This window comes from Luteimonas terrae (genome assembly GCF_004358165.1).
Taxonomy (GTDB): domain Bacteria; phylum Pseudomonadota; class Gammaproteobacteria; order Xanthomonadales; family Xanthomonadaceae; genus Luteimonas; species Luteimonas terrae.
Genome location: NZ_SMTG01000002.1, coordinates 199919 through 225176, shown reverse-complemented (window position 1 = coordinate 225176; position 25258 = coordinate 199919). Strand labels below are relative to the sequence as shown.

Below are 25258 nucleotides of genomic sequence, written 5' to 3'. Positions count from 1 at the left end.
TGCGGGATCGGGCGGTGATGCTGCCGGCGAGCCGGATTTATGCGGCGACTGTAGCGGCGCGGCCTCCCGCTCCGCAACGCGCAGCGCGCGCAACCGCGCGTGCCGGCGTGCGGGAACGGCGGCGCAACCGGGCTGCAGCGCCGCCGGTTGCGGACTCAGCCTTCGGCAGCAATGAGCTCGGCGACCTGCACCGCATTGAGCGCGGCGCCCTTGCGGATGTTGTCGGCGACGATCCACAGGTTCAGACCGTTCGGGTGCGACAGATCCTCACGGAGGCGTCCCACGAACACCGGGTCGCGACCCGAGGCATGCGTGACCGGCGTCGGCCAGCCGCCCGCCTGGCGCTCGTCGACCACTTCGACGCCCGGCGCGGTCGCGAGGATCGCGCGCGCCTCGTCGACGGACAGCGGCTCGCGGAACTCGACCGCCACCGCTTCGGAGTGGCCATAGAACACCGGCACCCGCACCGCGGTGGGGTTCACGCGGATGCTGTCGTCGCCGAGAATCTTGTGCGTCTCCCAGACCAGCTTCATCTCTTCCTTGGTGAAGCCGTTCTCCAGGAACGCGTCGATCTGCGGGATCAGGTTGAACGCGATCTGCACCGGGAACTTCTGCGGGTCGATCTCGCGGAAGTTCAGCAGATCGCCGGTCTGGCGGCCCAGCTCTTCCATCGCCGAGCGGCCCGCGCCCGACACCGACTGGTAGGTCGACACGTTGATGCGCACGATGCCGGCCTTGCGATGCAGCGGCGCGAGCGCGACCAGCATCTGCATCGTCGAGCAGTTGGGATTGGCGATGATGCCGCGCGGACGGTTGCGCGCCGCTTCGGGGTTCACCTCGCTGATCACCAGCGGGATGTCGTCGTCGTAGCGGAAGGCCGAGCTGTTGTCGATGACGACGGCACCGGCCGCGGCGAACTTCGGCGCGTAGGCCTTGCTGGTGTCGCCACCGGCGGAGAACAGCGCGATGTCGACGCCGGCCGGATCGAAGGTGGCGAGGTCCTGCACGACGATGTCGTCGTCGCCGAACTTCACGGTGGTGCCGGCCGAGCGTTCGCTGGCGAGGGCGACGAGTTCGGAGACGGGGAAATCGCGCTCGGCGAGGATCGACAGCATGGTTTCGCCGACGGCGCCGGTGGCACCGACGACGGCAACGCGGAAACGACGGTTCTGGGAACTGGACATGGAAGGTCTCTGATCAATCTGGATGTGGGACGCGCGTGACGCGCGGGCGCAACAGGACATCGGATTTCGGGGAACCGCCCGCCCGGATGCTCAGGCGGTTCCCGGACGTTTCGCGTCTTTGGCGGTCGAAATCGGCGTCGGCGGATTGCCAGCGTCCGGGCCGGCGCCGAGCGCGGCGATCAGGTTGTCGACGGCCAGTTCGACCATGGCGCGGCGCGTGGCGAGGCTGCCGCTGGCGATGTGCGGGGTCAGCACGATGTTGTCGAGCGCGAGCAGACGCGGGTCGACCGCAGGCTCGCCTTCGAACACGTCGAGCGCGGCCGAGGCCAGACGCCCGTTGGCCAGCGCATCGGCCAATGCGGCCTCGTCGACGATGCCGCCGCGCGCGATGTTGGTGAGCGTCGCAGTCGGTCGCATCTTCGCCAGTGCGGCCGCGTCGACGATGTGGTGGTTGGCGGCCGAATACGGCAGCACCAGCACCAGATGATCGACCTGCGCGAACAGCGTGTCGAAGTCGACGTACTCGGCCTTGCAGGCGCGCTCGATGTCGGCCGGCAGGCGGCTGCGGTTGTGATACAGCACGCGCATGTCGAAGCCGGACGCGCGGCGCGCGATGCCCTGCCCGATCCGGCCCATGCCGAGGATGCCCAGCGTGCTGCCGTGCAGATCGGCGCCGAGCAGGCCCTTGAAGTTCCAGCCCTGCCACTGGCCGGCGCGCAGGTGGCGCTCGGCCTCGGTGACCCGGCGCGCAGCGGCCATCATCAGCGCGAAACCGAAATCGGCGGTGGTGTCGGTCAGCACGTCGGGCGTGTTGGTCGCGACGATGCCCCGTGCACGCAGGGCCGGCACATCGAGATTGTTGTAGCCCACGCCGACGTTGCAGACCGCACGCAGTTTCGCCGCAGCGGCGATCTCGGCGGCGCCGACGCGCTCGTTGAGCGTGACCAGTGCGCCGTCGACCTCGCGCAGGGCCGTCGCGATCGCCGCAGGTCCGTGCTCGCTGACCTCCGGCACCTGCACGACGTCGAAATGGTCGTGCAGCCGCGCGACGATGTCGTCGAACAGCGGCTGCGAGACCCAGACCTTCGGCCGCTCAGACATCGAAGCGCCCGGGAATGCGCGGCGTCACGGTGCCGACGTCGCCGCATTGCGCGCGATGGCGCAGCGCCTGGTCCATCAGGACCAGCGCCAGCATCGCCTCGCAGATCGGCGTGGCGCGGATGCCGACGCAGGGGTCGTGGCGGCCGGTGGTGATCACTTCGACCACGTTGCCGTCGGTATCCAGACCGTCGGCCGGCAGGCGCAGGCTCGACGTCGGCTTGAACGCGGTGGACACCACGATCTGCTGGCCGGTGCTGATGCCACCCAGCACGCCGCCGGCGTGGTTGGACGCGAAGCCCTGCGGCGTCATCAGGTCGCGATGCTCGCTGCCCTTCTGGACGATCGACGCGAAACCGGCGCCGATCTCGACGCCCTTGACCGCATTGATCGACATCATCGCCGCAGCGAGTTCGCCGTCGAGCTTGCCGTAGACCGGCTCGCCCCAGCCCGGCGGCACGTTGTCGGCCACGGCGGTCACGCGCGCGCCGACGGAGTCGCCGGACTTGCGCAGCGCGTCCATGTAGGTCTCCAGCTCGGGCACCTGCGCGGCGTCGGGCCAGAAGAACGGACTGGATTCGACGATGTCCCAGTCGATCGCATCGGTCGCGGCCTGCCCCGGCACAATGTCGCCGAGCTGCGACAGGTAACCGTGCACGCGCACACCAAAGCGCTCGAGCAGCCATTTCTTGGCGATGGTGCCGGCCGCCACGCGCATCGTGGTCTCGCGCGCGGAGGAGCGCCCACCACCGCGCGGGTCGCGGATGCCGTACTTCTGCCAGTAGGCGTAATCGGCATGCCCGGGCCGGAACTGGCGCGCGATGTTCGTGTAGTCCTTGCTGCGCTGGTCGGTATTGCGGATCAGCAGCGCGATCGGCGTGCCGGTGGTCAGGCCTTCGTACACGCCGCTGAGGATCTCGACCTCGTCGGCCTCGCGTCGCGCCGAGGTGTGGCGGCTCTTGCCGGTCGCGCGGCGTTCGAGGTCGTGGGCGAAGTCCCCGGGCGCCAGCGCAAGGCCCGGCGGGCAGCCGTCGACCACGCACCCGATCGCCGGCCCGTGGCTCTCGCCGAAGGTGGTGACGGAAAACAGTTGGCCGAAACGGTTGCTGGACATGGCACCGGCGCCGGAAGCGGCGCGACAGGACGGGACGCGGGCCGGCAAGCTTAACGCGCAAACGGAGCGCGTGGACGCATGGTTGCGGGGCGAACTTTCGGGCGCTGGACGCTGACTACCGTCGCCCCAGCGGAAGCTGGGGCCCATTTTGATCTTCGCGAAGATCAAGGTGGATGACCAGCCGTTCGGCTGTTGAAACGCGCTTCCAGCTTCCGCTGGGATGACGGGACTCACTGTCAGCGAGACCGCAGATATCACTCGCGCGTTTTGTCCGTCATTCCGGCGAAAGCCGGGCGTTCAACGGACGAATGTCGGATCATCCAGTGACTTTGATCCCGCACCGGAAGCGTTAGCCAGATTGCCAGAACACAGCTGAAGTCACTGGATCCCGGCTTTCGCCGGGATGACAGCAACAATCAGAACAACCCCGCCCCCGCACTCCCCGTCGCCTCGACAGCTGCCGAGGCCTTCCCCTCGCGCTCCGCCGCCAGGCGCGTGATCTTCGCGCTGTGCGTGACCAGATCGTGGCGCTCGACGACGAAGATGCCCATCTGGCCGACCTGGAATTCGATCCACATCAACGGCAGCTCGGGCAGCAGCTTGATCAGGTGCTGCTCGGACTCGCCGACCTCGCAGATCAGCAGGCCGTCCTCGGTCAGGTGCAGCGGCGCGTCGCGGAGGATCTTCAGCACCAGGTCCAGGCCGTCGTCGCCGGCGCGCAGACCCATCTCTGGCTCGTAGGAGTACTCCTTCGGCAGCGCGTCGGTCTCGTCATTGGTGACGTAGGGCGGATTGGTGACGATCAGATCGTAGTGCTCGCCCTGCAGGCCTTCGAACAGGTCGGACTTGAGGAAGCGCGTGTTGCGGACTTCCAGCCGCGCCTCGTTCTCGGCCGCGAGGCTCAATGCGTCGTCGCTGAGGTCCACGCCGTCGACGTGCCAGTCGGGATTGTGGTGCGCCATCGCGATCGCGATGCAGCCCGAACCGGTGCACAGGTCCAGCGCGCGGCGCACTTCACGGCCACCCAGCCACGGCTCGAAGCCGCCGAGGATCAGTTCGGCGATCGGCGAGCGCGGCACCAGCGCGCGCGCGTCGGACTTGAAGCTCAGGCCGGCGAACCAGGCCTCGCCGGTCAGATAGGCGGCAGGCACGCGTTCCTCGATGCGACGGATGAACAGGCCCAGCACGTCTTCCTTCTCGGCCAGCGTGACCCGCGACTGGCCGTAGACCGGGCTCAGATCGTGCGGCAGGTGCAGCGCATGCAGAGTGAGCTGGGTCGCCTCGTCGATCGCGTTGTCGTAGCTGTGGCCGAAGGTCAGGCCGGCCGCGTTGAAACGGCTGGCGCCGTAACGGATCAGGTCGACGATCGTCTGCAGTTCTTCGGTCATGGCACGCGCGGTCCGGGTACGGCTGGATGGCCGCGGATTATAGGTCACCGGCCCCGCGAGGCCGCCGACGGCGCGCCGGGTATCATGCCCGGCGGCCGATACGGACTTCCCGATGTTCAACAGGACCACCCTCGTCATTCTCTGCATCGCGCTGGCCGGCGGTCTCGGTCTGCTGGTCGCGCAGAAGTTCTTCGCCGGCGGCAGCACCGCGCGCCAGCCCGATCTGCAGGTCGTGCAGCTCTACCCGCAGCCGCGCGCGATTCCGGACTTCGCCCTGCAGCAGTCCGACGGTACGCAACTGCTGCCCGGCGAACTGGCCGGTCACTGGACGCTGGTGTTCATCGGCTTCACCCACTGCCCGGATGTCTGCCCGATGACGCTGACCCATCTGGCCCAGGCGCAGCGCCAGTGGGAAGCGCTGCCGGAAGCCACGCGTCCGCGCGTGCTGTTCGTGTCGGTGGATCCCGAGCGCGACACGCCCGAGCGCCTCGGTGACTACGCCCATGCCTTCCATCGCGACACGCTGGCCGCCACGGCCGACGTGCCGTCGCTGGAGCGCTTCGCCCGTTCGCTGTCGATGGTGTTCGCCAAGGTCCCGCTGGACCGCGACGCCCCCGACGGCGCCTACACCATCGACCACAGCGCGTCTCTGGCCGTGCTCGACCCGCAGGGCCGCGTGGCCGGCGCGGTCTCGGGCAGCGTGCTCAACGCCGAGACGCCGCGCCCCGACGCGGTGGCCGCCGACCTGCTGCGCCTGACCGCCGAGCATCGTCCATGAGTTTCACGACCACCCTCACCTACGCGCTGCCGCACCGCTATCTGTCGTCGCTGGCGCGGCGTCTGGCGTATTCGGACCATCCCGGCACGCGGCGCTGGCTGATCGACACCGTCGTGCGCAAGTTCGGCGTGGACCTGTCGGAAGCGGCGAATCCGGACCCCGCCTCGTACGCAAGTTTCAATGCCTTCTTCACCCGCGCACTGCGCGAGGGGGCGCGCGTGCCCGATCCCGACCCGCGCGCACTGGTGATGCCGGCCGACGGACACATCAGCCAATGCGGTCCGATCGAGGCCGGGCGCATCTTCCAGGCCAAGGGCCAGTCGTTCACCGTTGCCGAGCTGCTGGGCGACGTGCAGGACGCCGAGCCGTTCCTCGATGGCAGCTTCGCCACCGTGTACCTGTCGCCGCGCGACTACCACCGCGTGCACATGCCGTGGACCGGCACGCTGCGCGAGACGGTGCACGTGCCCGGCCGGCTCTTCAGCGTGGGCACTGCCGCGGTCTCGAAGGTGCCGCGTCTGTTCGCGCGCAACGAGCGTCTGGTCTGCCACTTCGACACCGACTTCGGGCCGATGGTGCAGGTCATGGTCGGCGCGCTGCTGGTGTCGGGCGTGGAAACCGTCTGGAGCGGCGAGGAGATTCCCGCCTACGGCGATCGCATCCAGCGCAAGGACTGGCGCGGCAAGGGCATCACCCTGCAGCGTTTCGAAGAGATGGCGCGCTTCAACTACGGATCGACCGTGATCGTGCTGCTGCCCAAGGGCGTGGCCGAGTTGGAGCCGTCGCTGCAAGCCGAGTCGCCGGTGCGGCTGGGTCAGCGGCTGGCGACGCGCAGCGACGTTTGAGCTCCATAGCCCTCCCCCGTGTGCGGGGGAGGGTCGGGTGGGGGCAAACGGCCCGGTTGCGGGTCAGCACTCTCAAGCGAGTTTGCGGACGAAAGAGGGCCCGATGATCTGTCGTCGGTCCTGAAGCCTTGCCCCCATTCCAGCCTGTCCGGCCCGGCGAAGCACGCCGGGCATTCGATCGATCCGCGCGGCAGTGCCGCGCACACGGATCGCTCTCATCCCCCGCACGCGGGGGAAAGAGCCAGAGCAGGTCATTGCATCAGCGCGAGCACCCCTCCAGCTTCAAGGACTGTCCCTGCCGCAGGGCATACGCCGGTGCGCGCAGGCCATTCGCACGGGCCAGGACCGGCACATCGCATCCGTACCGCTGGGCGATGCTGCCCAGGGTCTCGCCGCGTGCCACGCGGTGCGTACGCGCCGGTGCCGGTGCAGGCACGGCTTCGGGCGGACGCGGCGCGGCGGCGGACGGCGGCAGCGCGGCCGGCGGCGGATCGCCGTCGGTCGAGAGCACCTCGATCGCACCCGTGCGCACGATCGCGGCGCGCGGATCGCTGTTGACCAGTTCGGCGGCGAGATCGGCGCGCTCGCCCCGCACGCACCAGCGCTTGTACAGGCTGGCCATGCGCGTGGTGCCGGCGAGCGTGGTGCCGACCGGCAGCAGGCTCTCGGCCTCGTAGCTCGGATTGAGATTGCGCAGCGCGCGCATGTAGCCGTCGCGCGTGTTGCCGTTGCCCATGCAGATCGTCAGTTCGTAGATCGACGCCGGGCGCTCGAGGGTGAACGTGGCCGGGCGCGTGTCGATCTTCGGGAACGTCAGACCGTATTCCTGCGGATGCAGGTACAGCCACGCCGCGGCGATCACCATCGGCACGTAGTCCTTGGTCTCGGCCGGAAACTGGTTGTAGACGCCCGGGTCCCAGAAGCTGCGGCCCGCGGCTTCGCGATAGATGCGCAGCGCGCGGCCTTCGCCACCGTTGTAGCCGGCCAGCCAGTATTCGATCTCGTTGCCGTGCTGGGCGAAGCGTTCGTTGAGATAGACCGCCGCCGCGTCGGCCGACAGGCGCGGGTCGTAGCGCGTGTCGAAACCGGTGCCGTCCGGGCCGAGGCCGAAGCGGCGCCCGGTCGCCGGCATGAACTGCAACGGGCCTGCGGCGCCCGCACGCGAGCGCGCATGCACGCGACCGTTGGATTCCTTGGCCATGATGCCGAACAGCAGCGCTTCGGGCAGGCCGCTGCGCTTGAATGCCGGTGACATCAGGTGCTGCATGTACTGGTAGTTCTCGTGGCTGGTCATCAGCGACACGCGCATGTCGGTGAGCCAGCGGCGGATCGACGCCTGCACCGCCGGATTGAGCTGGACCATGCGCTTGAAGCGCTCGTCCTCGGCGAGCAGCGCGGAGGCGCTGGCGGCGGCCGGCACGTCGGCGGTCGGCAGCGTGCCTTCGGCGCCGTCGACGTCGGCGTCCTCCGGGCCCTGCCCGGCCTGCGCGTCGGCATCGGCCTTGAGCAGGCGCTTGTAGGTCGTCAGCAACTGCGGAACGCTGCAGCCGCGCTGCTTCTCGCAGGCCAGCATCACGTCTTCCATGTCCTCGAGCGCGGCATTGCTGGCCTGCATGCCGGCCGGATCGTCGTTGGCGATCTGCACCAGCGCCTGGCGATACCGGCCTTCGGCGTCGAGCATGCGCTGGTTGAGCGCCTCGGCGGCCTCGCGATCGCGGCGCGACTGCGCGTGCGCGTCGGTGGCCGTGGCGGCCAGCGCGAGCGCCAGTGCAAGCGCGCCCAGGCGCAGCGTCGTGGAAACGGAATCTCGCATCGGGACGGGGGTCCGGCAGACAGGGCCCGGCAGGGTAGCCCCGGCCGTCGCGGACGGGCAAGGCGCGCCACGCGAAGCGCGACGCAGTCGCTAGAATCGGGCGCATCCGTCCACGTCCGGAACATGCGCACGCCATGGAACCGATCCTGATCGGCAAGGCCGTCACCACGCCCGCGTCGGGCGCGGTCCACCTGCTGCCGAAACTCGGCAACCGCCACGGCCTGATCGCCGGCGCGACCGGCACCGGCAAGACCGTCACCCTGATGACGCTGGCCGAAGGCTTCTCGCGCATCGGCGTGCCGGTGTTCATGGCCGACGTCAAGGGCGATGTCGCCGGTCTCGCGGTCGCGGGCACGGCGAACGACGCGCTGCTCGCCCGCGCGGCCGAGACCGGTGTCATCGACTGGGCGCCGGCTGCGAGCCCGGTCGTGTTCTGGGATCTCTACGGCAAGCTCGGCCATCCGGTGCGCACGACGGTCAGCGAAGTCGGCCCGGTGCTGCTGTCGCGCATCCTCGAACTCAACGATACGCAGGCCGGCGTGCTCGACATCGTGTTCAAGCTCGCCGACGACCGCGGCCTGCTGCTGCTCGATCTGGCCGACCTGCGCGCGCTGCTGGGCGTGGTAAGCGACGAGCGCAAGGACATCTCCACGCAGTACGGGCTGGTGAGTCCGCAGTCGGTCGCCGCGATCCAGCGTGCGCTGCTGCGGCTGGAACAGGACGGCGGCGATCTTGTCTTCGGCGAGCCGGCGCTGGAGCTGTCGGACCTGATGCGCACGTCCACCGATGGCCATGGCGTCATCGGTATCCTGGCCGCGGACCAGTTGATCCTGCGCCCGCGGCTGTATGCGAGCTTCCTGCTGTGGCTGCTGTCGGAACTGTTCGAGACGCTGCCGGAAGTCGGCGATCTCGACAAGCCGAAACTGGTCTTCATCTTCGACGAGGCGCATCTGCTGTTCGACGATGCGCCGGCCGCGCTGCAGCAGCGCATCGAGCAGGTCGTGCGCCTGATCCGCTCCAAGGGCGTGGGCGTGTACTTCTGCTCGCAGTTCCCCGACGACGTGCCCGACAACGTGCTCGGCCAGCTGGGCAATCGCGTGCAGCACGCATTGCGCGCGTTCACGCCGCGCGACCAGAAGGCCGTGCGCACCGCGGCGCAGACCTTCGTGCCCAACCCTGCGCTCGACGTCGCCAGTGCGATCTCGCAGCTCGGCACCGGCGAGGCGCTGGTGTCGACGCTGCAGGACAAGGGCGTGCCGTCACCGGTCGAGCGCACATTGATTGCCCCACCGCGGTGCCGCATGGGCGCGATCACGCCGGAAGAGCGCACGCAGGTGCGCGCGAACAGCCCGGTCGGCGCGAAATACGACACGCCGGTCAATCGCGAGTCGGCTGCGGAACTTCTGGCCAAGCGCGCCGAAGAGTCGACCACGCAGGCCAAGGCGCCGCCGGCGAAGACCGCGCGCGACGACGCCTCGGCAGAAGGCGGCGCCGGGCAAAAGATCAACGACTTCCTGTTCGGCACCGGTCGTCGCCAGGGCGTGGTGGAAGCCGCCGGCAAGCAGGCCGTGCGCACCATCACCAACCGGCTCGTGCGTGGCCTGCTGGGCAGCCTGCTCGGCGGCAAGCGATGACCGCAGCACGATGAGCCGCTGGCGCCCACCCCCCGAGACGAGCACTGCGCTGATCACGCCCGAGGGGCACGCGCGGCTGAAGGCCGAACTCGACGACCTGTGGCGTGTGCGCCGCCCCGAGGTCGTGCGCGCACTGTCGGCCGCGGCCGCCGAGGGCGACCGCTCGGAAAACGCCGAGTACACGTACCGCAAGAAACAGCTCGGCGAGATCGACCGGCGCGTGCGGTATCTGTCCAAGCGACTGGAATCTCTGCGCGTGGTGGACGTGGCACCGAGCGATCCCGAGGCGGTGTTCTTCGGTGCGCACGTCGAGCTGGAAGACACCGACAGCGGCGAGCTGGCGCGCTACCGCATCGTCGGACCCGACGAGACCGATGCGAAGGCCGGCTGGATCAGCATCGATTCCCCGCTGGCGCGGGCAATGCTCAAGAAGCGTGTCGACGACGAATTCGTGGCGATGCTGCCGGCCGGGCCGGTGCGCTTTGCGGTGGTGGCGGTCGAGTACCGCGTGGCGTGAGCGGACCCGTGCGTGCGGCCGTCCGCGCGGCGGGCCTGCTGTCGGTCGTGCTGGGCCTGTCGGCCTGTGTGCAGGACGCGTCACCGCCGACGGGCGCGACGACCGCGCATGCCACGCAGGATGCGAAGACGCTGGCGCACGCCGATCTCGCGCATCGACTGCGCCGCTTCCTGATCGAACGCGGCGCGCCGGGCACGCCACGCGGGCAGATCGCTGCCGACGACGAACGCTTCCGGCTGGGCGCGTTCTGGCGCGCACGCACCGACACCCACCACTTCGGCGCCGACTTCCAGCGTCGTGCCGACACGGCCCTGGCCGCGCCGGGCGCAGCGCGCCAGGCGGACGCCGCATTGCGCCAGCTGCAGGCCACCGTCGACGCACGCCTCCCCGCGTGGCAGGCACTGGTCGATTACAACGCCGCCGGCACCATGCTCGATGACGGCGGCGACGAGGGCCGGCGCCTGCTGCCCTGGGCCATCGCCGCACTCGATGCGATCGAGGTCGCGACCTGGGATTACGTGGACGCGGTCGAGGCCGCCGCGCCCCCGCAGTAGGCGCTTCAGCCGCCCGCAGGCCGCGATCTCCTACAATCGCCGTCGGCAATCCACCGCCCAGCCACGTCTTCCGACGCAGCCATCCTTTTTCCGCATCACCCGGATCCGCTGCATGTCCCGCGCTTCGTATCGCAAATTTCCGCTGCACGTCCGCCGCCGCACGCCGCTTTCACCCGGCTTCGTCCGGTTCACGCTCCACGGCGACTCGGTCACCGGCATGGCGACGCATGCGCCCGACCAGCGCGTCAAGCTGTTCTTCCCGCTCGACGGCGCCACGATGCCGGCGCTGCCCGACGGCGACGACTGGTACGCGCAGTACCGCGCGCTGCCGGCCGAGACGCGCCCGCCGATGCGGACCTACACGATCCGCGCGCTGCGCCCCGAGCAGCGCGAGGTCGATGTGGACTTCGTGCTGCACGGCGACAGCGGGCCGGCCTCGGCGTGGGCCACGCGCGCCGATGCGGGCGACGTGCTGGTGATGCTGGCGCCCGATGCCGGCTTCGACGGCGTGCCGGACGGTTTCGAATGGCGCCCGCCGACGGGTCTGCGCAAGGTGCTGCTGATCGGCGACGAGACGGCGGTGCCGGCGATCGCCGGCATTCTCGAGCAACTGGCCGACGCGCCCGAGCCGCCGCGCGTGATCGCACTGCTCGAAATTCCCCACGATGCCGACCGGCTCGACCTGCGTGCACCGGCCGGTGCATCGCTGCACTGGCTGCCGCGCAACGGCGCCGCGCACGGCGCGCGCCTGCAGGCCGCCCTGCGCCGGCTGATGCCCGCGCATCACGCGCCCGATGCGGAGACCGCGAAGCTTGAGATCGATCTCGACAGCGAAATCCTGTGGGAACGCAGCGCCGCCGGCGACCACGGCTTCCACGCCTGGATCGCTTGCGAATCCGCTGCGGCGATGGCAATGCGCCGCCATCTCATCGGTGCGCTCGACATCGACCGGCGCGCGGTCGCCTGCATGGGGTACTGGCGGCTCGGCCGCGCACTGGATTGATCCGGGCGCGATGTTCGCGGGTGCGCGCTTGCGCACGAGTCAGCGAATGCGTTCCGCCGAAGGCCAGCCTCGTCGGTCAGTCGACCCGGCGCATCTCGAAGATGCGGTCGTCCGACAGCGCGGTGAAATAGCCGGTCTTCGACGTGAACCCCTTGTCCGCGAACTCGGTGCCCGGCGCGACCCGGCACAGCAGGAACGCGCGCGAGTACGCGCACTGCAGGCGCGCTTCCACGCCGATGTCCGGGAACAGGCCGTGCTGCTCCATCGCGGTCAGCGGCAGCAGCGCGAGGCCTTCACCACGGAACATCGCCAGCCAGCCGCGACCTTCGGCGCGCACGACGAGCTGCGCATCGGCAGGAAACGCGGCATTGCCCGCATCGACGGGCTGGTAGGTACCGCTGAGACCGTCGGCCGCGTGCGCGGCACCGGCCGCGCACAGCGCCACCAGCAGCGCCAGCGCGCGGCGGATCACGCCAGCACCTCGGCGACCTCGCCGTACAGATCGTGCTCGTCGCTGCCCATGATCGCGACATCGACGAAATCGCCGGGCTGCAGATCCGCCTCGCGACCGTCCTGGATCTGCACCACGCCGTCGATCTCCGGCGCATCGCCCATCGAACGCGCAATGGCCAGATCGCCGTCGATCATGTCGACCAGGCACATCTGCGTGGTCCCGACCTTGGCTTCGAGCCGCGCGCTCGAGATCTCGGCCTGTTTCTCCATGAAGCGCGCCAGACGCTCCTGCTTCACCTCCTCCGGCACGGCGTCGGGCAGCGCGTTGGCCGTCGCGCCCTCGACCGGCGAATAGGCGAACGCGCCGACGCGATCCAGCTGGGCTTCGTCGAGGAAATCGAGCAGCTGCTGGAAATCGTCCTCGGTCTCTCCGGGGAAGCCGACGATGAAGGTGCTGCGGATCGTCAGTTCCGGGCAGATCTCGCGCCAGCGCGCGATGCGCTCGCGGGTCTTGTCGATCGCGCCCGGGCGCTTCATGAGCTTGAGGATGCGCGGGCTGGCGTGCTGCAGCGGCACGTCCAGATACGGCAGCAGTTTGGGCATGCCGTCTGCGTGGCGCTCGGTCATCAGCGGAATGATGTCGTCGACGTGCGGATACGGATACACGTAGTGCAGGCGCGTCCACACGCCCAGCTCCGACAGCCCCTCGCACAGCGCCTTCATGCGCGTGGCGTACTGGCGCTCGTGCCAGGTGCGCTCGGCGTAGCGCACGTCGACACCGTAGGCCGAGGTGTCCTGCGAGATCACCAGCAGCTCGCGCACGCCGCCGCGCACCAGCTTCTCGGCTTCGCGCAGCACATCATCAACCGGGCGCGAGACCAGATCGCCGCGCATCGACGGAATGATGCAGAAGCTGCAGCGGTGGTTGCAGCCTTCGGAAATCTTCAGATACGCGTAATGCTTGGGCGTCAGCTTGATGCCGATGTCGTCGAGCGCGGCGCGGCGCGGCACCAGATCCACGAACGGGTTGTGCACCTGCGGCGCGGCCGAGTGCACCGCGCGCATCACCGAGCCGTAGTCCTGTGGCCCGCTGATCGACAGCACATCCGGATGCGCTTCGCGGATCACCTCCGAACGCTTGCCCAGACACCCGGTCACGATGACCTTGCCGTTCTCGGCGATGGCCTCGCCGATGGCGTCCAGCGATTCGGTCACCGCCGAGTCGATGAAGCCGCAGGTGTTGACCACGACGACGTCGGCATCGTCGTAGGTCTGGACGATGTCGTAACCCTCCACACGAAGCTGGGTGAGGATGCGTTCGGAATCGACGAGGGCTTTCGGACAGCCGAGGCTGACGAACCCGACCTTGGGATTGGCTGCGGACATGGGAACCGTGGCTTGGGAGGCGGCCGCCGTGGGCGGCTGGAAATCGCAGGGCGCGGACACAGCGCCCGCGCGCGAAGACCGCGCAGTATACCGCCGGCCCGCGCAGCGACAGCCCGCACGGACGCGCCGTTGGCGCCTCGGTTAGACTCGGGTCGCCACCTGAACAGGGATTCCCCATGGGCCGGGACGTCATCCTCGCCACGCCTGCCGGACCGGTGAACGCTTGGCGCGCGGACCCGCCGCACGGTGCCGCGGCGCTGGGCGCGATCGTCGTCATCCAGGAGATCTTCGGCGTCAACGCGCACATCCGCAGCGTGGTCGACGGCTACGCGGCCGCCGGCTACGCCGCGATCGCGCCGGCACTGTTCGACCCGATCGCGCGCAATGTGGAGCTGTCCTACGACGCCGACGGCTTCGCACAGGGGCGCGCGCTGGTCGAATCGCTGGGCACCGATCGCGCGATCGGCATCCTGCGCGCCTGTCGAGACGTGCTGCAGACCGAAGGCCACCGCGGTATCGGCGTGGTCGGCTTCTGCTGGGGCGGCACCCTGGCCTTCCTGGCCAATACGCGCCTGGGCCTGCCGGCCGTGAGCTACTACGGCGCCCGCACCGTGCCGGTGCTCGACGAGCCGCTGCAGGCGCCGATGCTGTTCCAGTTCGGTGCGCAGGACGGCAGCATCTCCGCCGACGACATCGCCGAGCACCGCGCGCGACAGCCGGACGCGACGGTCCTGGTGCACCCGGGCGGCCACGGCTTCAACCGCGATGTCGACCCGGCGCATTACGACGCCGACAGCGCCAACGCCGCACGCCGCGCCACCCTCGCCTTCCTCGACGCCGCGCTGCGGCAGGACGCGACGCCATGAACCACGCCCCGTATGCGCTGCATCCGCAGCTCGCCGACGACACGCATCCGCTGACCACGCTGGCCCTGTGCGAACTGCGGCTGATGGACGATGCCAACTATCCGTGGCTGATCCTCGTGCCGCGCGTCGCGGACGCGCGCGAGATGATCGACCTCGATGCCGACCAGCGGCGCCAGCTGACCGACGAGATCGACTTCGCAGCGCGCCTGCTGCGCACCGCGTTCCGGCCCTACAAGCTCAACATCGCCGCGCTGGGCAACATGGTCGAACAGCTGCACGTGCACGTGATCGGCCGCGAACAGGGGGACCCCGCCTGGCCGGCCCCCGTCTGGGGCCGCGTCGCTGCGCGCCCCTATTCGCCCGAGCAGCTGGTCGCACGCATCGCACAGCTGCAGGCCGCGCTACCGAACTAGGACGTTCGAAAACGCGTGGATCAGGTGCGCGGCAGGGTGACGCCGGTCTGGCCCTGATACTTGCCGCCGCGGTCCTTGTAGGAGGTCTCGCAGACGTCGTCGGCATCGGACTGGAAGAACAGCATCTGCGCGACGCCCTCGTTGGCGTAGATGCGCGCCGGCAGCGGCGTGGTGTTGCTGAACTCCAGCGTCACGTGGCCTTCCCATTCCGGCTCGAGCGGCGTGACGTTGACGATGATGCCGCAGCGCGCGTACGTGCTCTTGCCCAGGCACACCACCAGGGTGTCGCGCGGAATGCGGAAGTACTCAACCGTGCGCGCAAGCGCGAAGGAGTTCGGCGGAATGATGCACTCGTCCGCCTCGATGTCGACGAAGCTGCCGGGATCGAAATGCTTCGGGTCGACGATCGTCGAGTTGATGTTGGTGAAGATCTTGAACTCGCGCGAGCAGCGCACGTCGTAGCCGTAGCTCGAGGTGCCGTAGCTGACGATGCGCTGGCCGGTGGGGTCCTGCTTGATCTGGCCCGGTTCGAAGGGCTCGATCATGCCGCCGGGCTGCTCGGACATGCGGCGGATCCAGCGGTCGCTCTTGATGCTCATCAACGGGTCCTGCGGCGCGGCGGAAGGGCCGCGCATTGTCGCCGTCCGGCCGCGGCCGGTCCAGCGATCAGACCAGCGACGCGGAAATCGACATCGGCGCGCGCGGACGCTTCTCCAGTTCTGCCACCAGGTTGCGCGCGGTCGCCCGGTAGGCCTGCGCGGCGGCCGAAGCCGGCGCCGCGACCACGATCGGCGCTCCGGCATCGCCCTGCTCGCGGATGCCGATCTCCAGCGGCAGCGACCCCAGCAGCGGCACGCCGTACTGCGCCGCCATGCGCTGCCCACCGCCCGCGCCGAACAGATGCTCGACGTGGCCGCAGTTCGTGCAGACATGCTGGGCCATGTTCTCGACCAACCCGAGCACGGCCACCTCGACCTTCTCGAACATCTTGAGCGCCTTGCGCGCGTCGAGCGTGGCCACGTCCTGCGGCGTGGTCACGATGACCGCCCCGGCGACCGGAATCTTCTGCGCCAGCGTCAGCTGGATGTCGCCCGTGCCCGGCGGCAGATCCACCAGCAGGTAGTCGAGCGCCTCGTCCCCACCCCACAGCGTGTCGTTGAGCAGCTGCGTCAGCGCCGACGTCGCCATCGGCCCGCGCCAGATCATCGGTGTGTCCTGGTCGACCAGGAACCCGATCGACATCGCCTCGATGCCGTGCGCACGCATCGGCAGGATCGACTTGCCATCCGGACTGTCCGGCTTGCCCGAGAGCCCCAGCATCATCGGAATGCTCGGCCCGTAGACGTCCGCATCCAGCACACCGACCCGCGCCCCATCGGTCGCAAGCGCCAGCGCGAGGTTCACCGCGGTCGTGGATTTGCCGACGCCGCCCTTGCCGGAGCCGACGGCGATGAGGTTGCGGATGCGGGGGAGCGGGAAGAGCCCGCCCTGCGTAGCTCGTGCGACGTTGGACATGTGAATCCATTTGTGAATTGGGTACAGGGACAAGCGTCCAGCGCAAGGCCACTACTCAGGATACGACTTTCGACAGATGGGACCGTTTTCCTCGAACAGTCCGGCGAACGCGCCTTGTGAGGTAGCGGTTGCACGCTGCTTGACCGACTGGCGCCTCCTACCGATCTGTTACACCGGCCCCGCAGTTGCACGCTCAAAACGCGTTTTGGATGTAGAGCGTGTGAAAAAGAAGTTGCCAAAGTGTGTAAAAACAGTGTTAGTCTCCACTCACAGTCGCTTAACCTTGCGTTCACCAAGCGACTAAAGTCATTGTTTAATAAGGGGATTTTTGATGAATTCGCGCGTTAATCGCTCACGCGGCGCTCTCCGTCGCAACCCGTTGCAGATCGCTCTTGCCACTGCACTTCTTCTGCCGATGAGCTTCGCGGCAGCCCAGAGCACGTCCGCCGAAGAAGAAGACACGGCCACGACTGAGCAGGCGACGAGTGGCTCGGCCACTACGCTGGATCGCGTCAGCGTGACCGGTTCGCGCATCGCGCGGGATACTTTCAATTCCGTGTCGCCTGTCCAGGTGATCAATCGCGAAGAGTCGACGCTCGCCGGCTTCGCATCGACGACGGGCGTCCTACAGAGCAACTCGGTAACCGGTGGCTCGTCCCAGATCAACAACGCTTACGGCGGATTCGTGGTGAACGGCGGACCTGGCGTGAACACCCTGTCGCTGCGTGGCTTGGGCGCCACCCGCACGCTGACCCTGATGAATGGCCGCCGCGTTTCGCCGGCTGGCTCGCGAGGCGCGGTGGGTTCGGCAGATCTCAACGTCCTGCCGAACATCATGATCGAGCGCATCGAGGTCCTGAAGGACGGTGCATCCTCCATTTACGGCTCGGACGCGGTCGCCGGCGTGGTGAACGTCATTACGCGCACGCGCGTGGACGACACCACCGTGGAGTTCCAGCGTAACGTCACCGGTGACGGCGGTGGCGACGAAACGCGTGCTGGCATCATGACTGGCATGACCGGTGACCGCTGGCACCTGTCCGGCTCTCTGGAGATGTACCAGCGCTCGGAATTGACGATGGGTCAGCGCGGCTGGGCTACTGACTGTCCGCAGCCACTGCTTGGTCGGAACGCTGATGGCACCTACGGTGCAGACGACTTCATCGATCCGGCGACAGGTCGACCGAAGTGTTGGACGATTGATGACAGCGGCACCACCATCAACACGATCGGTACCGTGAACCTGGTCGGCGTCGCCGGCCCCGGCAGCATCGGAGCAGGTGCAAACGGCAACGTCTTCAACCGCTGGCGCCCCAATCCGGGCGTGACGACTGGTCTGCCCGGCTATGAAGGCGTGAGCTACTTCAGCCGTGATGGCTTCAGCCCGGCCATGTTGCGCGAATCGCTGGTTTCTCCGACCAAAAACACCACTGGGTTCTTGCAGGGCGGATTTGACCTGAACGCCCTTGGCGACGCCGAGCTCTACTTCGAAGCGCTCGGCCACCGTCGCGAATCGCGTCAAACCGGCTGGCTGCAGCACAGCATCGATTATGTCGTTGGCAGCCCGCTTCTCCCCGCCGAACTTCGGGCGCTGCCATGGAGCCAGCGAGCTCCTGCCGACGGCTCGACGAACGGCCTCGACATCGGTGTTCGTGCGTTTGTTGATTTCGGCAACTACGACAACTGGCAGGTGGTTGATTTCTTCCGGGCCACCGGCGGCGTGCGCGGCAATATCGGTAACGAGTGGAGCTACGACACCAGCTACAGCCATGCGCGTTCAGACTCGGCTTACTACACAGAAAATCGCCTAACTGATCGCATTGCGCGCAGCTACGACGTCGTCTCGGATGGGAACGGTGGCTTTGTCTGTCGCGATCCCTCTGGGGGTTGCGTAGCGGCACCAGCTCTGACGGCGGCCGTCGTTGGTGGCGATATTCCTCAGGCATACCGCAACTGGATCGTGCAGGACACCAAGGGACGCACCATCTACACCGAATCGACCTTCAACGCAGGCGTCAATGGCCCCTTGTTCGACGTGCCTGCAGGCACAGTGAGTGTCGCGATGGGCGCCGAGCACCGTCGCCAGGAAATCGACGACACTCCTGACATTAACTCGATCAACAACAATCTGTACGGCTTTACTGCGTCGCAACCCACTCGCGGCAAGGATTCGGTCAGCGAGGCCTACATCGAATTTGAAGTGCCGGCACTGTCGGGCCTTCCGTTCGCACAGGAACTAACGTTCAACGCCTCCGCGCGCTACACGGACTACGATTCCTACGGCGATGACTCGACGTGGAAGCTCGGCATGCTGTACACCCCCGTGAGCTGGCTCTCGATCCGTGCCTCGCGTGGCACCTCGTTCCGCGCGCCGGCACTGTTCGAACAGTACTTGGGTGCCACCAGCGGCTTCCTTGGAACCGCCTCCGACCCGTGCAACGATTACGGCAGCCGCAGCCCGGATTCGCCTCGTTACATCAATTGCGCCAGCGAAGGGCTGCCAACGGATTTCCAGCAAACCAGCAGCATCACGTCGATCACCCAGGGCGGTGCTGAGACAGGTCTGGCAGCCGAGACCTCGGTTGCAATGACTGCGGGCGTTGTGATCCAGCCGGAATTCCCGACTTGGTTCGGCGATCTCTCGTTCGCGGCCGACTACTACGACATCAAGGTGGACAACGGTGTCGCACGTCTGACCGGCGGATCGGTGCTTGGTCTTTGCTACGACAGTCAGCCTTCCGACTTCAATGCTGGCCTCGGTCAGTGCGGTCTGGTGGCACGTGGTGCGAACAACTCGCTGTCGGTGACCTCTGGCTACGTCAACATCTCCGAAAGCCTGGTGCGTGGCTGGGATTTCACTGCCCGTTACGTGCGGGACATCGGCCCGGGTTCTTTCCGCACCACCGCCCAGATCTCGAATTACCTGGATCAGGCAGGCCGCACGTTCCCGACCGATCCGCTGCGCAACAATACTGGCCGCATCACGGCTCCCCAGTACGCAGGCAACTTGGATCTGTCTTACCGAGTTCGCAACTGGCAGGTCCGCTATGGACTCGACTGGGTCTCTTCGACCAACGATTACGACTACTACGACACTTACTTCGACACCGATTACCGTCAGGACTACCTGATGGAGACCGGCAACTATTTCCTGTCCAGCCTGTCCTTGCAGTACAACGGCGACGATTGGTCAGCAACGGTCGGTTCTCGCAACATCGGTGACAAAGAGCCGCCGATGATTTCGGCCAATGCGGGTTACAACCGCGTCGGCAACGCGCCGCTCTACAGTGGTTACGACTACTTCGGCCGAACGTTCTTCTTCAATGTTTCGAAGTCGTTCTAAGCGGTAGCGTCTTTAGCACGCGGTAAGTTTTTCAATACAAAGCCGCCACTCCCTGAGTGGCGGCTTTTTTTCTCGATGCGCTACGCTCGATCAAGCACTGACCAAACGGATGAAGACCAGTGAAATCGATACTCTTTGCTCTCTCGATCGCCTCCTCTCTCGCGCTCGCGCAACCCACTCAGGCTTCTGCCCCTGAGGTTCCGAGCGTCCAGCAACTCGGCGCGTTCGCCCAATTCTCCGGCTTTACCCTGTCTCCGGATGGTCAACACATCGCAGCGCTGCGCGCAGATGGCGAAGAGCGTGTAATCGCGGTCTGGAGGACGGACGCGCTGAACGAGGCGCCTACTCTGATTGGCTCGAACCGCATGAAGATCACGGGCGTGTCTTTCATCAAGAACGATCGGCTAGCGGTCTCGTTCTGGCAGCCTTTCGACCTGCGTACCGATCGTGTGACCCGAACGTTCCTCAACAAATTGATGATCACGGACCTCCAGGGCAGAGACTGGAAGGAGCCGCTCACACTGCCCCGCGCGACCAGTCGTGCCGAGGAACTGATGCAGGCCCGCGTCAGCCCGACGGTGCTCGATAGCCTTCCCAACGATTCCCACCACATTCTTGTGGTCAACAATGTCGGCAGTAATGCGGGCGATGTCTACCGCGTCGATCTGCGCAATTACTCTTCGGTGCGCGTGCAGATTTCGGGCGAAAACGTCGCCGGTTACGTCGCCGATCTTGATGGTGAACTCCGGGCACGGCTGAAGACGAACGTCGACAGCGTGGGCGCTTACATCGCGGCCGAGTTCCGGAATCCGCAGAGCAACGCATGGGAAGAACACTTTCGCTCGTACGTGAAAAATCGGGATCAGACCCAGATCATCGGGTTCAGCAGCGATCCGAATATCGCGTTCATCGAAAGCAATGAAGGCCGGGACAAGTCGGTCATCTACGAATACGACATCGCATCCAAGCAGCGCAAGGAAGTGCTGTTCGAACACAAGTTCTTCAACGCGAATCGTGTGCTGGTGAATCCCTACCGCAGTGCGGGCAGCGGCTTCGGCGCGATCCTCGGGCTCGGTTACGAGGGGCCACGCGGCGACGACGTCGAATGGACATCGCCGCAGATGCGCTCCCTGGACGCGGGTCTTCGGCAGGCGCTCGGCATCACAAACGCCGCACTGGAGCTCGTAGACCCGGCAACGTCGGATCGCGCAACGATTGAATACCCGGCCCAGAAGGACTATCGCATTACGGGCTTCACGCCCGATTTCTCTACCGTACTTTTGATGGTCAGTGGTGCATCTGCGCCGCCGGAGTACTACCTCTTCCGCAACGGTCAGCTTTCGCTGCTCGCCAAGGCATATCCCGAGCTGGACACCCGCGCGCTCGGCCAGACCGAGCTGGTGTATTACGCGGCACGCGACGGCCTCCAGATCCCGGCATTCCTCACCAGGCCCGATCCAGAGCTCTGCGGGACTGGACCGCTGCCGGCGGTCGTCCATCCCCATGGGGGCCCGTGGTCTCGCGACTCAATCGATTTTGACGGCTCTATGTGGGTGCCCTTGATGGCATCCCGCTGCAAGGTTGTGCTGCGCCCGCAATTTCGCGGGTCGGATGGATGGGGTCGCAAGCTCTGGATGGCCGGTGATACCGAGTGGGGCCAGAAGATGCAGGACGACAAGGACGATGGCGCGAAGTGGCTCGTCGATCAGGGAATCGCCCAGGCCAAACGGATCGCCATGTTCGGATATTCGTACGGCGGTTACTCCGCTTTCGCGGCCGCAGTCCGCCCCAACGGACATTACAAATGCGCGATCGCGGGTGCGGGCGTTTCCGACATCGAACGGATTTGGGCACGGTTCTACACCAACCCCTTCTTCCGTCAGGCTCAGGCACCGACCGTCAAAGGCCTGAGTCCGTTGACACAGGCGGCGAACATTCAGATTCCGATCATGGTCTATCACGGCGTGCGCGATCAGACGGTGCCGATCGAGCAGTCAGAATGGTTCGTGGCGCGGGCGAAGCAGTCCGGTCAGGACGTTGAGTACCACGAGATTGCAGATTACGCACATGGTCCGGCGTGGACTCGCGCGATCATGACCGAGCAGTTGAAGATCATCGATGACTACCTGGGCGGCGGTTGCGGCGGCCAGGGTCTCTGAACGTCTGTCTTGCGATAGACACGTGGCGAGTCCTGCGCGTCGCGAGTTGCGTTATAAGGCCGGTGTGCAAAGGCCACATCCCTTGGGAGGGAATATGACTATGCGTAAGAAAAAATCACTTCTCCTGTTTTTCGCCCCTATGATGCTGGCCTCAATGGTGGCCTCGGCCCAGTCGCCCGTCGGCCGCTGGAAGACCATCGACGACGAGACCGGGCGGGTGAAGTCCATCGTCGAGATCACCCAGGCCGCCAACGGCACGCTGAGCGGTCGCGTGGCGCAGGTCCTGCACTCCGAGCGGGGGCCGAACCCGGTCTGCGACAAGTGCACCGGCAACCGGCGCAACCAGCCGATCACGGGCATGACCATTCTGTGGGATCTGAAGCCCAACGGCAGCGAGTGGTCGGGCGGTACGATTCTCGACCCGGCCAATGGCAAGACGTACAAGTCCAAGGCGAAGATGCTCGATGCCAACCGCATCGGGGTCTCGGGTTGCATTGCCTTCATCTGCCGCGAGCAGGTCTGGCAACGCGAGTGACCTTTGAGGAAATCGTTCGAAGAACGGGCCCGGCACTGCCGGGCCTTTTTCGTTTCCGACCCTGAGCCCGGCAAGCGTCGGGCGACTCTCGGACCGCATGCGATAATCCCGCCCCGCCCGCTCCAAAGCCCCGCCCCATGTCGCGCACCCTGCTCGTCACCACCGCCCTGCCCTACGCCAACGGGCCGCTGCATCTCGGCCATCTGGTCGGCTACATCCAGGCCGACATCTGGGTGCGGGCGCGGCGCATGGACGGGGACACGGCGCGATTCGTCTGCGCCGACGATACGCACGGCACGCCAATCATGCTGGCGGCCGAGAAGGCCGGCGCGACGCCGGAAGACTTCATCGCCGGCATCCAGGCCGGGCACGAGCGCGACTTCGCGGCGTTCGGCGTCGATTTCGATCATTACGACTCGACCAATTCGCCGGGCAACCGCGAGATGGTCGAGACCATCTACGCGCGCCTCGACGCGGGCGGGCACATCGCGCGTCGCGATGTCGCGCAGCTGTTCGACCCGGTGCGCGGCATGTTCCTGCCCGACCGTTACGTCAAGGGCACCTGTCCGAAATGCGGCACGCCGGACCAGTACGGCGACAACTGCGAGCACTGCGGCGCGACCTATTCGCCGAGCGATCTGATCGATCCGGTGTCGGTGGTCAGTGGTGCGACGCCGGAAGTCCGCGAGTCGGAGCACTTTTTCTTCGAGCTCGGCCACTTCGAAGCGTTCCTGCGCGAGTGGCTGGCCGGGGATGTCGCCGTGTCCGGCGTCAAGGCCAAGCTGGCCGAGTGGCTCGATGGCGATGGCGGCCTGCGCGCATGGGACATTTCGCGCGATGCGCCCTACTTCGGTTTCGAGATTCCCGGGCATCCGGGCAAGTTCTTCTACGTCTGGCTCGACGCGCCGATCGGATACCTGAGCAGCTTCAAGGCGCTGTGCGCGCGCGAAGGGCTCGACTTCGATGCCTGGCTGTCGCCCGACACCGGCGCGGAGCTGCACCACTTCATCGGCAAGGACATCGTCAACTTCCACGGCCTGTTCTGGCCGGCGATGCTGCACGGTGCCGGCCTGCGCGCGCCGACGCGTCTGCACGTCAACGGCTATCTGACCGTCGACGGCGCGAAGATGTCGAAGTCGCGCGGCACCTTCGTCATGGCGCGCACGTATCTGGATCAGGGCCTGGATCCCGAGGCATTGCGCTACTACTTCGCGGCAAAATCCTCGGGTGGCGTCGACGATCTCGATCTCAACCTCGGTGATTTCATCGCGCGCGTGAACAGCGACGTCGTCGGCAAACTGGTGAACCTCGCCAGCCGCTGCGCCGGCTTCATCGGCAAGCGCTTCGAGGGCCGTCTCGCCGATGCATTGCCGGAGCCCGATACCTACGCGCGCTTCGTCGACGCACTCGCACCGATCCGCGAGTCGTATGCGCGCAACGAACCGGCCAGCGTGCTGCGCCAGGTGATGGCGCTGGCCGACGAGGCCAACCGCTACATCGACGAACGCAAACCATGGGTGATCGCCAAGCAGGACGGCGCCGATTCCGAACTGCAGGCCGTCTGCACGCAGGGGCTGAACCTGTTCCGCGTGCTGGCGACCGCCTTGCGCCCGGTGCTGCCGCGCGTGGCGCGCGATGTCGATGATTTCTTCGACGCGCCGGCACCGACGTGGTCCGCGCTCGACGCCCCGCTGCTCGGCCACGTCATCCAGCCGTACGCTCCGCTCTTCACCCGAATCGACTCCAAGCAGATCGACGCCATGACCGACGCCTCCAAGGACACGCTCGCCGCTGCGCCGGCCGCCCCTGCCACCGCAAAGAAGCCGGTGGAGGCAGCGCCTGCGGCATCTGCGAAGACGGCGGATTCCGACGCGCCGTCCCACATCACGATCGACGACTTCGCCAAGCTCGACCTGCGCATCGGCAAGGTCGTCGCCTGTGATTTCGTCGAAGGTTCGGACAAGCTGCTGCGCTTCGAACTCGACGCCGGCGATCTCGGCATGCGCCAGATCTTCTCCGGCATCCGCGCCAGCTACGGCGCGCCGGAACAGCTCGTCGGCCGTAACGTCGTGTTCATCGCCAATCTCGCGCCGCGCAAGATGCGCTTCGGTTTGAGCGAAGGCATGATCCTGTCGGCCGGCTTCGACGGCGGCGCGCTCGCGCTGCTCGACGCCGACGCCACCGCGCAGCCGGGGATGCCGGTGCGCTGATCCGCTGCTCTGTCGCAATACGCGCATCGTCGACACGCATGCCAGCTCCGCTCGTCGAACGCCTCGACCGCCTCCTGCCGCAGACCCAATGCGGCCAGTGCGGCTTCACCGGATGCCGCCCTTATGCCGAGGCGATGGCGTCGGGCGACGCGGACGTCGATCGCTGTCCGCCCGGAGGCGATGCGGGCGCCCGCATGCTCGCGCGCGCGCTCGACACTGCAGCGCTGCCCTTCGACCGCACGCGCGGCGCGCACCATGACGTGCCTCCCGTCGCGTTCGTCATCGAAGCCGACTGCATCGGCTGCACCAAGTGCATCCAGGCCTGCCCGGTCGATGCGATCGTCGGCGGCTCGAAGCTGATGCACACCGTGCTCGTCGACGCCTGCACCGGTTGCGAGCTGTGCGTGCCCGCATGTCCGGTGGACTGCATCGAGATGGTCGCCGCCTAGC

22 protein-coding genes are annotated in these 25258 nt (G+C 67.0%); 13 read left to right on the top strand and 9 right to left on the bottom strand.

From position 1 onward, the window contains the following. Window positions 1–155 precede the first annotated feature (155 nt). The 4 genes from E2F49_RS01155 to prmB form a co-directional block, all read right to left on the bottom strand. Window positions 156–1184 carry an aspartate-semialdehyde dehydrogenase gene (locus E2F49_RS01155; RefSeq protein WP_133392270.1) on the bottom strand — a complete coding sequence of 343 codons (1029 nt, stop codon included), beginning with the start codon at window positions 1182–1184 and terminating at the stop codon, window positions 156–158. A 90-nt stretch (window positions 1185–1274) separates the two neighbouring features. After that, the gene (locus E2F49_RS01150; protein WP_133392269.1) at window positions 1275–2285 is read right to left on the bottom strand and encodes a 2-hydroxyacid dehydrogenase; all 1011 of its coding nucleotides are present in this window, start codon (window positions 2283–2285) and stop codon (window positions 1275–1277) included. Then, entirely contained in the window at window positions 2278–3396 is a 1119-nt protein-coding gene (aroC, locus tag E2F49_RS01145; RefSeq protein ID WP_133392268.1) for a chorismate synthase, read from the bottom strand. Before aroC ends, E2F49_RS01150 begins: the two co-directional genes overlap by 8 nt. A gap of 416 nt (window positions 3397–3812) precedes the next feature. Beyond that, window positions 3813–4784, bottom strand: coding sequence for a 50S ribosomal protein L3 N(5)-glutamine methyltransferase (gene prmB / locus E2F49_RS01140; protein WP_133392267.1), 972 nt, complete (start codon window positions 4782–4784; stop codon window positions 3813–3815). A 112-nt stretch (window positions 4785–4896) separates the two neighbouring features. Between prmB and E2F49_RS01135 the strand changes: the two genes are divergently transcribed. Both E2F49_RS01135 and asd read left to right on the top strand, forming a co-directional pair. After that, entirely contained in the window at window positions 4897–5562 is a 666-nt protein-coding gene (locus E2F49_RS01135; protein ID WP_133392266.1) for an SCO family protein, read from the top strand. Then, on the top strand, window positions 5559–6407 hold the full coding sequence (gene asd / locus E2F49_RS01130; protein WP_133392265.1) for an archaetidylserine decarboxylase: 849 nt from the start codon (window positions 5559–5561) through the stop codon (window positions 6405–6407). The genes E2F49_RS01135 and asd overlap by 4 nt, the downstream gene beginning before the upstream one ends. A 259-nt stretch (window positions 6408–6666) precedes the next feature. Here asd and E2F49_RS01125 read toward each other — a convergent pair whose 3' ends face one another. Beyond that, window positions 6667–8220, bottom strand: coding sequence for a transglycosylase SLT domain-containing protein (locus E2F49_RS01125; protein ID WP_133392264.1), 1554 nt, complete (start codon window positions 8218–8220; stop codon window positions 6667–6669). A 134-nt stretch (window positions 8221–8354) separates the two neighbouring features. On the opposite strand from E2F49_RS01125, the gene E2F49_RS01120 reads away from it, so the two are divergent. The 4 genes from E2F49_RS01120 (at window position 8355) to E2F49_RS01105 (ending at window position 11928) form a co-directional block, all read left to right on the top strand. Beyond that, window positions 8355–9854: a helicase HerA-like domain-containing protein gene (locus E2F49_RS01120; RefSeq protein ID WP_133392263.1), complete on the top strand. Its 1500-nt coding sequence runs from the start codon at window positions 8355–8357 to the stop codon at window positions 9852–9854. Window positions 9855–9864: 10 nt separating this feature from the next. Beyond that, complete coding sequence (gene greB / locus E2F49_RS01115; protein ID WP_133392262.1) at window positions 9865–10371, top strand: transcription elongation factor GreB; 507 nt, start codon at window positions 9865–9867, stop codon at window positions 10369–10371. After that, the gene (locus E2F49_RS01110; RefSeq protein WP_133392261.1) at window positions 10368–10925 is read left to right on the top strand and encodes a hypothetical protein; all 558 of its coding nucleotides are present in this window, start codon (window positions 10368–10370) and stop codon (window positions 10923–10925) included. The genes greB and E2F49_RS01110 overlap by 4 nt, the downstream gene beginning before the upstream one ends. A gap of 112 nt (window positions 10926–11037) precedes the next feature. Continuing rightward, a complete protein-coding gene (locus tag E2F49_RS01105; protein ID WP_133392260.1) occupies window positions 11038–11928 on the top strand; it encodes a siderophore-interacting protein in 891 nt (296 codons plus the stop codon). Window positions 11929–12004: 76 nt separating this feature from the next. Here E2F49_RS01105 and E2F49_RS01100 read toward each other — a convergent pair whose 3' ends face one another. Both E2F49_RS01100 and rimO read right to left on the bottom strand, forming a co-directional pair. Then, on the bottom strand, window positions 12005–12400 hold the full coding sequence (locus E2F49_RS01100; RefSeq protein ID WP_055247190.1) for a hypothetical protein: 396 nt from the start codon (window positions 12398–12400) through the stop codon (window positions 12005–12007). Beyond that, entirely contained in the window at window positions 12397–13767 is a 1371-nt protein-coding gene (rimO, locus tag E2F49_RS01095) for a 30S ribosomal protein S12 methylthiotransferase RimO (protein ID WP_055247189.1), read from the bottom strand. Before rimO ends, E2F49_RS01100 begins: the two co-directional genes overlap by 4 nt. A gap of 176 nt (window positions 13768–13943) precedes the next feature. Here rimO and E2F49_RS01090 point away from each other — a divergent pair, with 176 nt between their 5' ends. Both E2F49_RS01090 and E2F49_RS01085 read left to right on the top strand, forming a co-directional pair. Continuing rightward, window positions 13944–14633 (top strand): dienelactone hydrolase family protein, encoded by a 690-nt coding sequence (locus E2F49_RS01090; RefSeq protein ID WP_133392259.1) that lies wholly within the window; start codon window positions 13944–13946, stop codon window positions 14631–14633. Then, window positions 14630–15046 carry an HIT domain-containing protein gene (locus E2F49_RS01085; RefSeq protein WP_133392258.1) on the top strand — a complete coding sequence of 139 codons (417 nt, stop codon included), beginning with the start codon at window positions 14630–14632 and terminating at the stop codon, window positions 15044–15046. Before E2F49_RS01090 ends, E2F49_RS01085 begins: the two co-directional genes overlap by 4 nt. Before the next feature lie 20 nt (window positions 15047–15066). Here the strand turns inward: E2F49_RS01085 and dcd are convergent, their stop codons facing one another. Both dcd and apbC read right to left on the bottom strand, forming a co-directional pair. Then, window positions 15067–15645 (bottom strand): dCTP deaminase, encoded by a 579-nt coding sequence (gene dcd, locus E2F49_RS01080; protein WP_133392257.1) that lies wholly within the window; start codon window positions 15643–15645, stop codon window positions 15067–15069. A gap of 67 nt (window positions 15646–15712) precedes the next feature. Beyond that, window positions 15713–16561: an iron-sulfur cluster carrier protein ApbC gene (gene apbC, locus E2F49_RS01075; RefSeq protein WP_133392256.1), complete on the bottom strand. Its 849-nt coding sequence runs from the start codon at window positions 16559–16561 to the stop codon at window positions 15713–15715. A 331-nt stretch (window positions 16562–16892) separates the two neighbouring features. Between apbC and E2F49_RS01070 the strand changes: the two genes are divergently transcribed. From E2F49_RS01070 to rnfB, 5 genes are all read left to right on the top strand, one after another. Continuing rightward, window positions 16893–19904, top strand: coding sequence for a TonB-dependent receptor plug domain-containing protein (locus E2F49_RS01070; protein ID WP_133392255.1), 3012 nt, complete (start codon window positions 16893–16895; stop codon window positions 19902–19904). 119 nt (window positions 19905–20023) lie between these two features. After that, entirely contained in the window at window positions 20024–22063 is a 2040-nt protein-coding gene (locus tag E2F49_RS01065) for an alpha/beta hydrolase family protein (RefSeq protein ID WP_208004775.1), read from the top strand. Between the two features lie 100 nt (window positions 22064–22163). Further along, window positions 22164–22598, top strand: a complete 435-nt coding sequence (locus E2F49_RS01060; RefSeq protein WP_133392254.1) for a DUF2147 domain-containing protein — start codon at window positions 22164–22166, stop codon at window positions 22596–22598. A gap of 137 nt (window positions 22599–22735) precedes the next feature. Beyond that, window positions 22736–24808, top strand: coding sequence for a methionine--tRNA ligase (gene metG, locus E2F49_RS01055; RefSeq protein WP_133392253.1), 2073 nt, complete (start codon window positions 22736–22738; stop codon window positions 24806–24808). Further along, window positions 24808–25257, top strand: coding sequence for an Rnf electron transport complex subunit RnfB (gene rnfB / locus E2F49_RS01050; RefSeq protein WP_425481348.1), 450 nt, complete (start codon window positions 24808–24810; stop codon window positions 25255–25257). Before metG ends, rnfB begins: the two co-directional genes overlap by 1 nt. Window position 25258: the final 1 nt, after the last annotated feature.

Coding starts and splice junctions, on each gene's coding strand:
- dcd (WP_133392257.1), bottom strand. CDS start 15,645: ATGAGCATCAAGAGCGACCGCTGGATCCGCCGCATGTCCGAGCAGCCC.
- greB (WP_133392262.1), top strand. CDS start 9,865: ATGAGCCGCTGGCGCCCACCCCCCGAGACGAGCACTGCGCTGATCACG.
- rimO (WP_055247189.1), bottom strand. CDS start 13,767: ATGTCCGCAGCCAATCCCAAGGTCGGGTTCGTCAGCCTCGGCTGTCCG.
- E2F49_RS01105 (WP_133392260.1), top strand. CDS start 11,038: ATGTCCCGCGCTTCGTATCGCAAATTTCCGCTGCACGTCCGCCGCCGC.
- E2F49_RS01120 (WP_133392263.1), top strand. CDS start 8,355: ATGGAACCGATCCTGATCGGCAAGGCCGTCACCACGCCCGCGTCGGGC.
- E2F49_RS01085 (WP_133392258.1), top strand. CDS start 14,630: ATGAACCACGCCCCGTATGCGCTGCATCCGCAGCTCGCCGACGACACG.
- E2F49_RS01155 (WP_133392270.1), bottom strand. CDS start 1,184: ATGTCCAGTTCCCAGAACCGTCGTTTCCGCGTTGCCGTCGTCGGTGCC.
- apbC (WP_133392256.1), bottom strand. CDS start 16,561: ATGTCCAACGTCGCACGAGCTACGCAGGGCGGGCTCTTCCCGCTCCCC.
- E2F49_RS01150 (WP_133392269.1), bottom strand. CDS start 2,285: ATGTCTGAGCGGCCGAAGGTCTGGGTCTCGCAGCCGCTGTTCGACGAC.
- E2F49_RS01060 (WP_133392254.1), top strand. CDS start 22,164: ATGCGTAAGAAAAAATCACTTCTCCTGTTTTTCGCCCCTATGATGCTG.
- metG (WP_133392253.1), top strand. CDS start 22,736: ATGTCGCGCACCCTGCTCGTCACCACCGCCCTGCCCTACGCCAACGGG.
- aroC (WP_133392268.1), bottom strand. CDS start 3,396: ATGTCCAGCAACCGTTTCGGCCAACTGTTTTCCGTCACCACCTTCGGC.
- asd (WP_133392265.1), top strand. CDS start 5,559: ATGAGTTTCACGACCACCCTCACCTACGCGCTGCCGCACCGCTATCTG.
- E2F49_RS01090 (WP_133392259.1), top strand. CDS start 13,944: ATGGGCCGGGACGTCATCCTCGCCACGCCTGCCGGACCGGTGAACGCT.
- E2F49_RS01135 (WP_133392266.1), top strand. CDS start 4,897: ATGTTCAACAGGACCACCCTCGTCATTCTCTGCATCGCGCTGGCCGGC.
- prmB (WP_133392267.1), bottom strand. CDS start 4,784: ATGACCGAAGAACTGCAGACGATCGTCGACCTGATCCGTTACGGCGCC.
- E2F49_RS01070 (WP_133392255.1), top strand. CDS start 16,893: ATGAATTCGCGCGTTAATCGCTCACGCGGCGCTCTCCGTCGCAACCCG.
- E2F49_RS01125 (WP_133392264.1), bottom strand. CDS start 8,220: ATGCGAGATTCCGTTTCCACGACGCTGCGCCTGGGCGCGCTTGCACTG.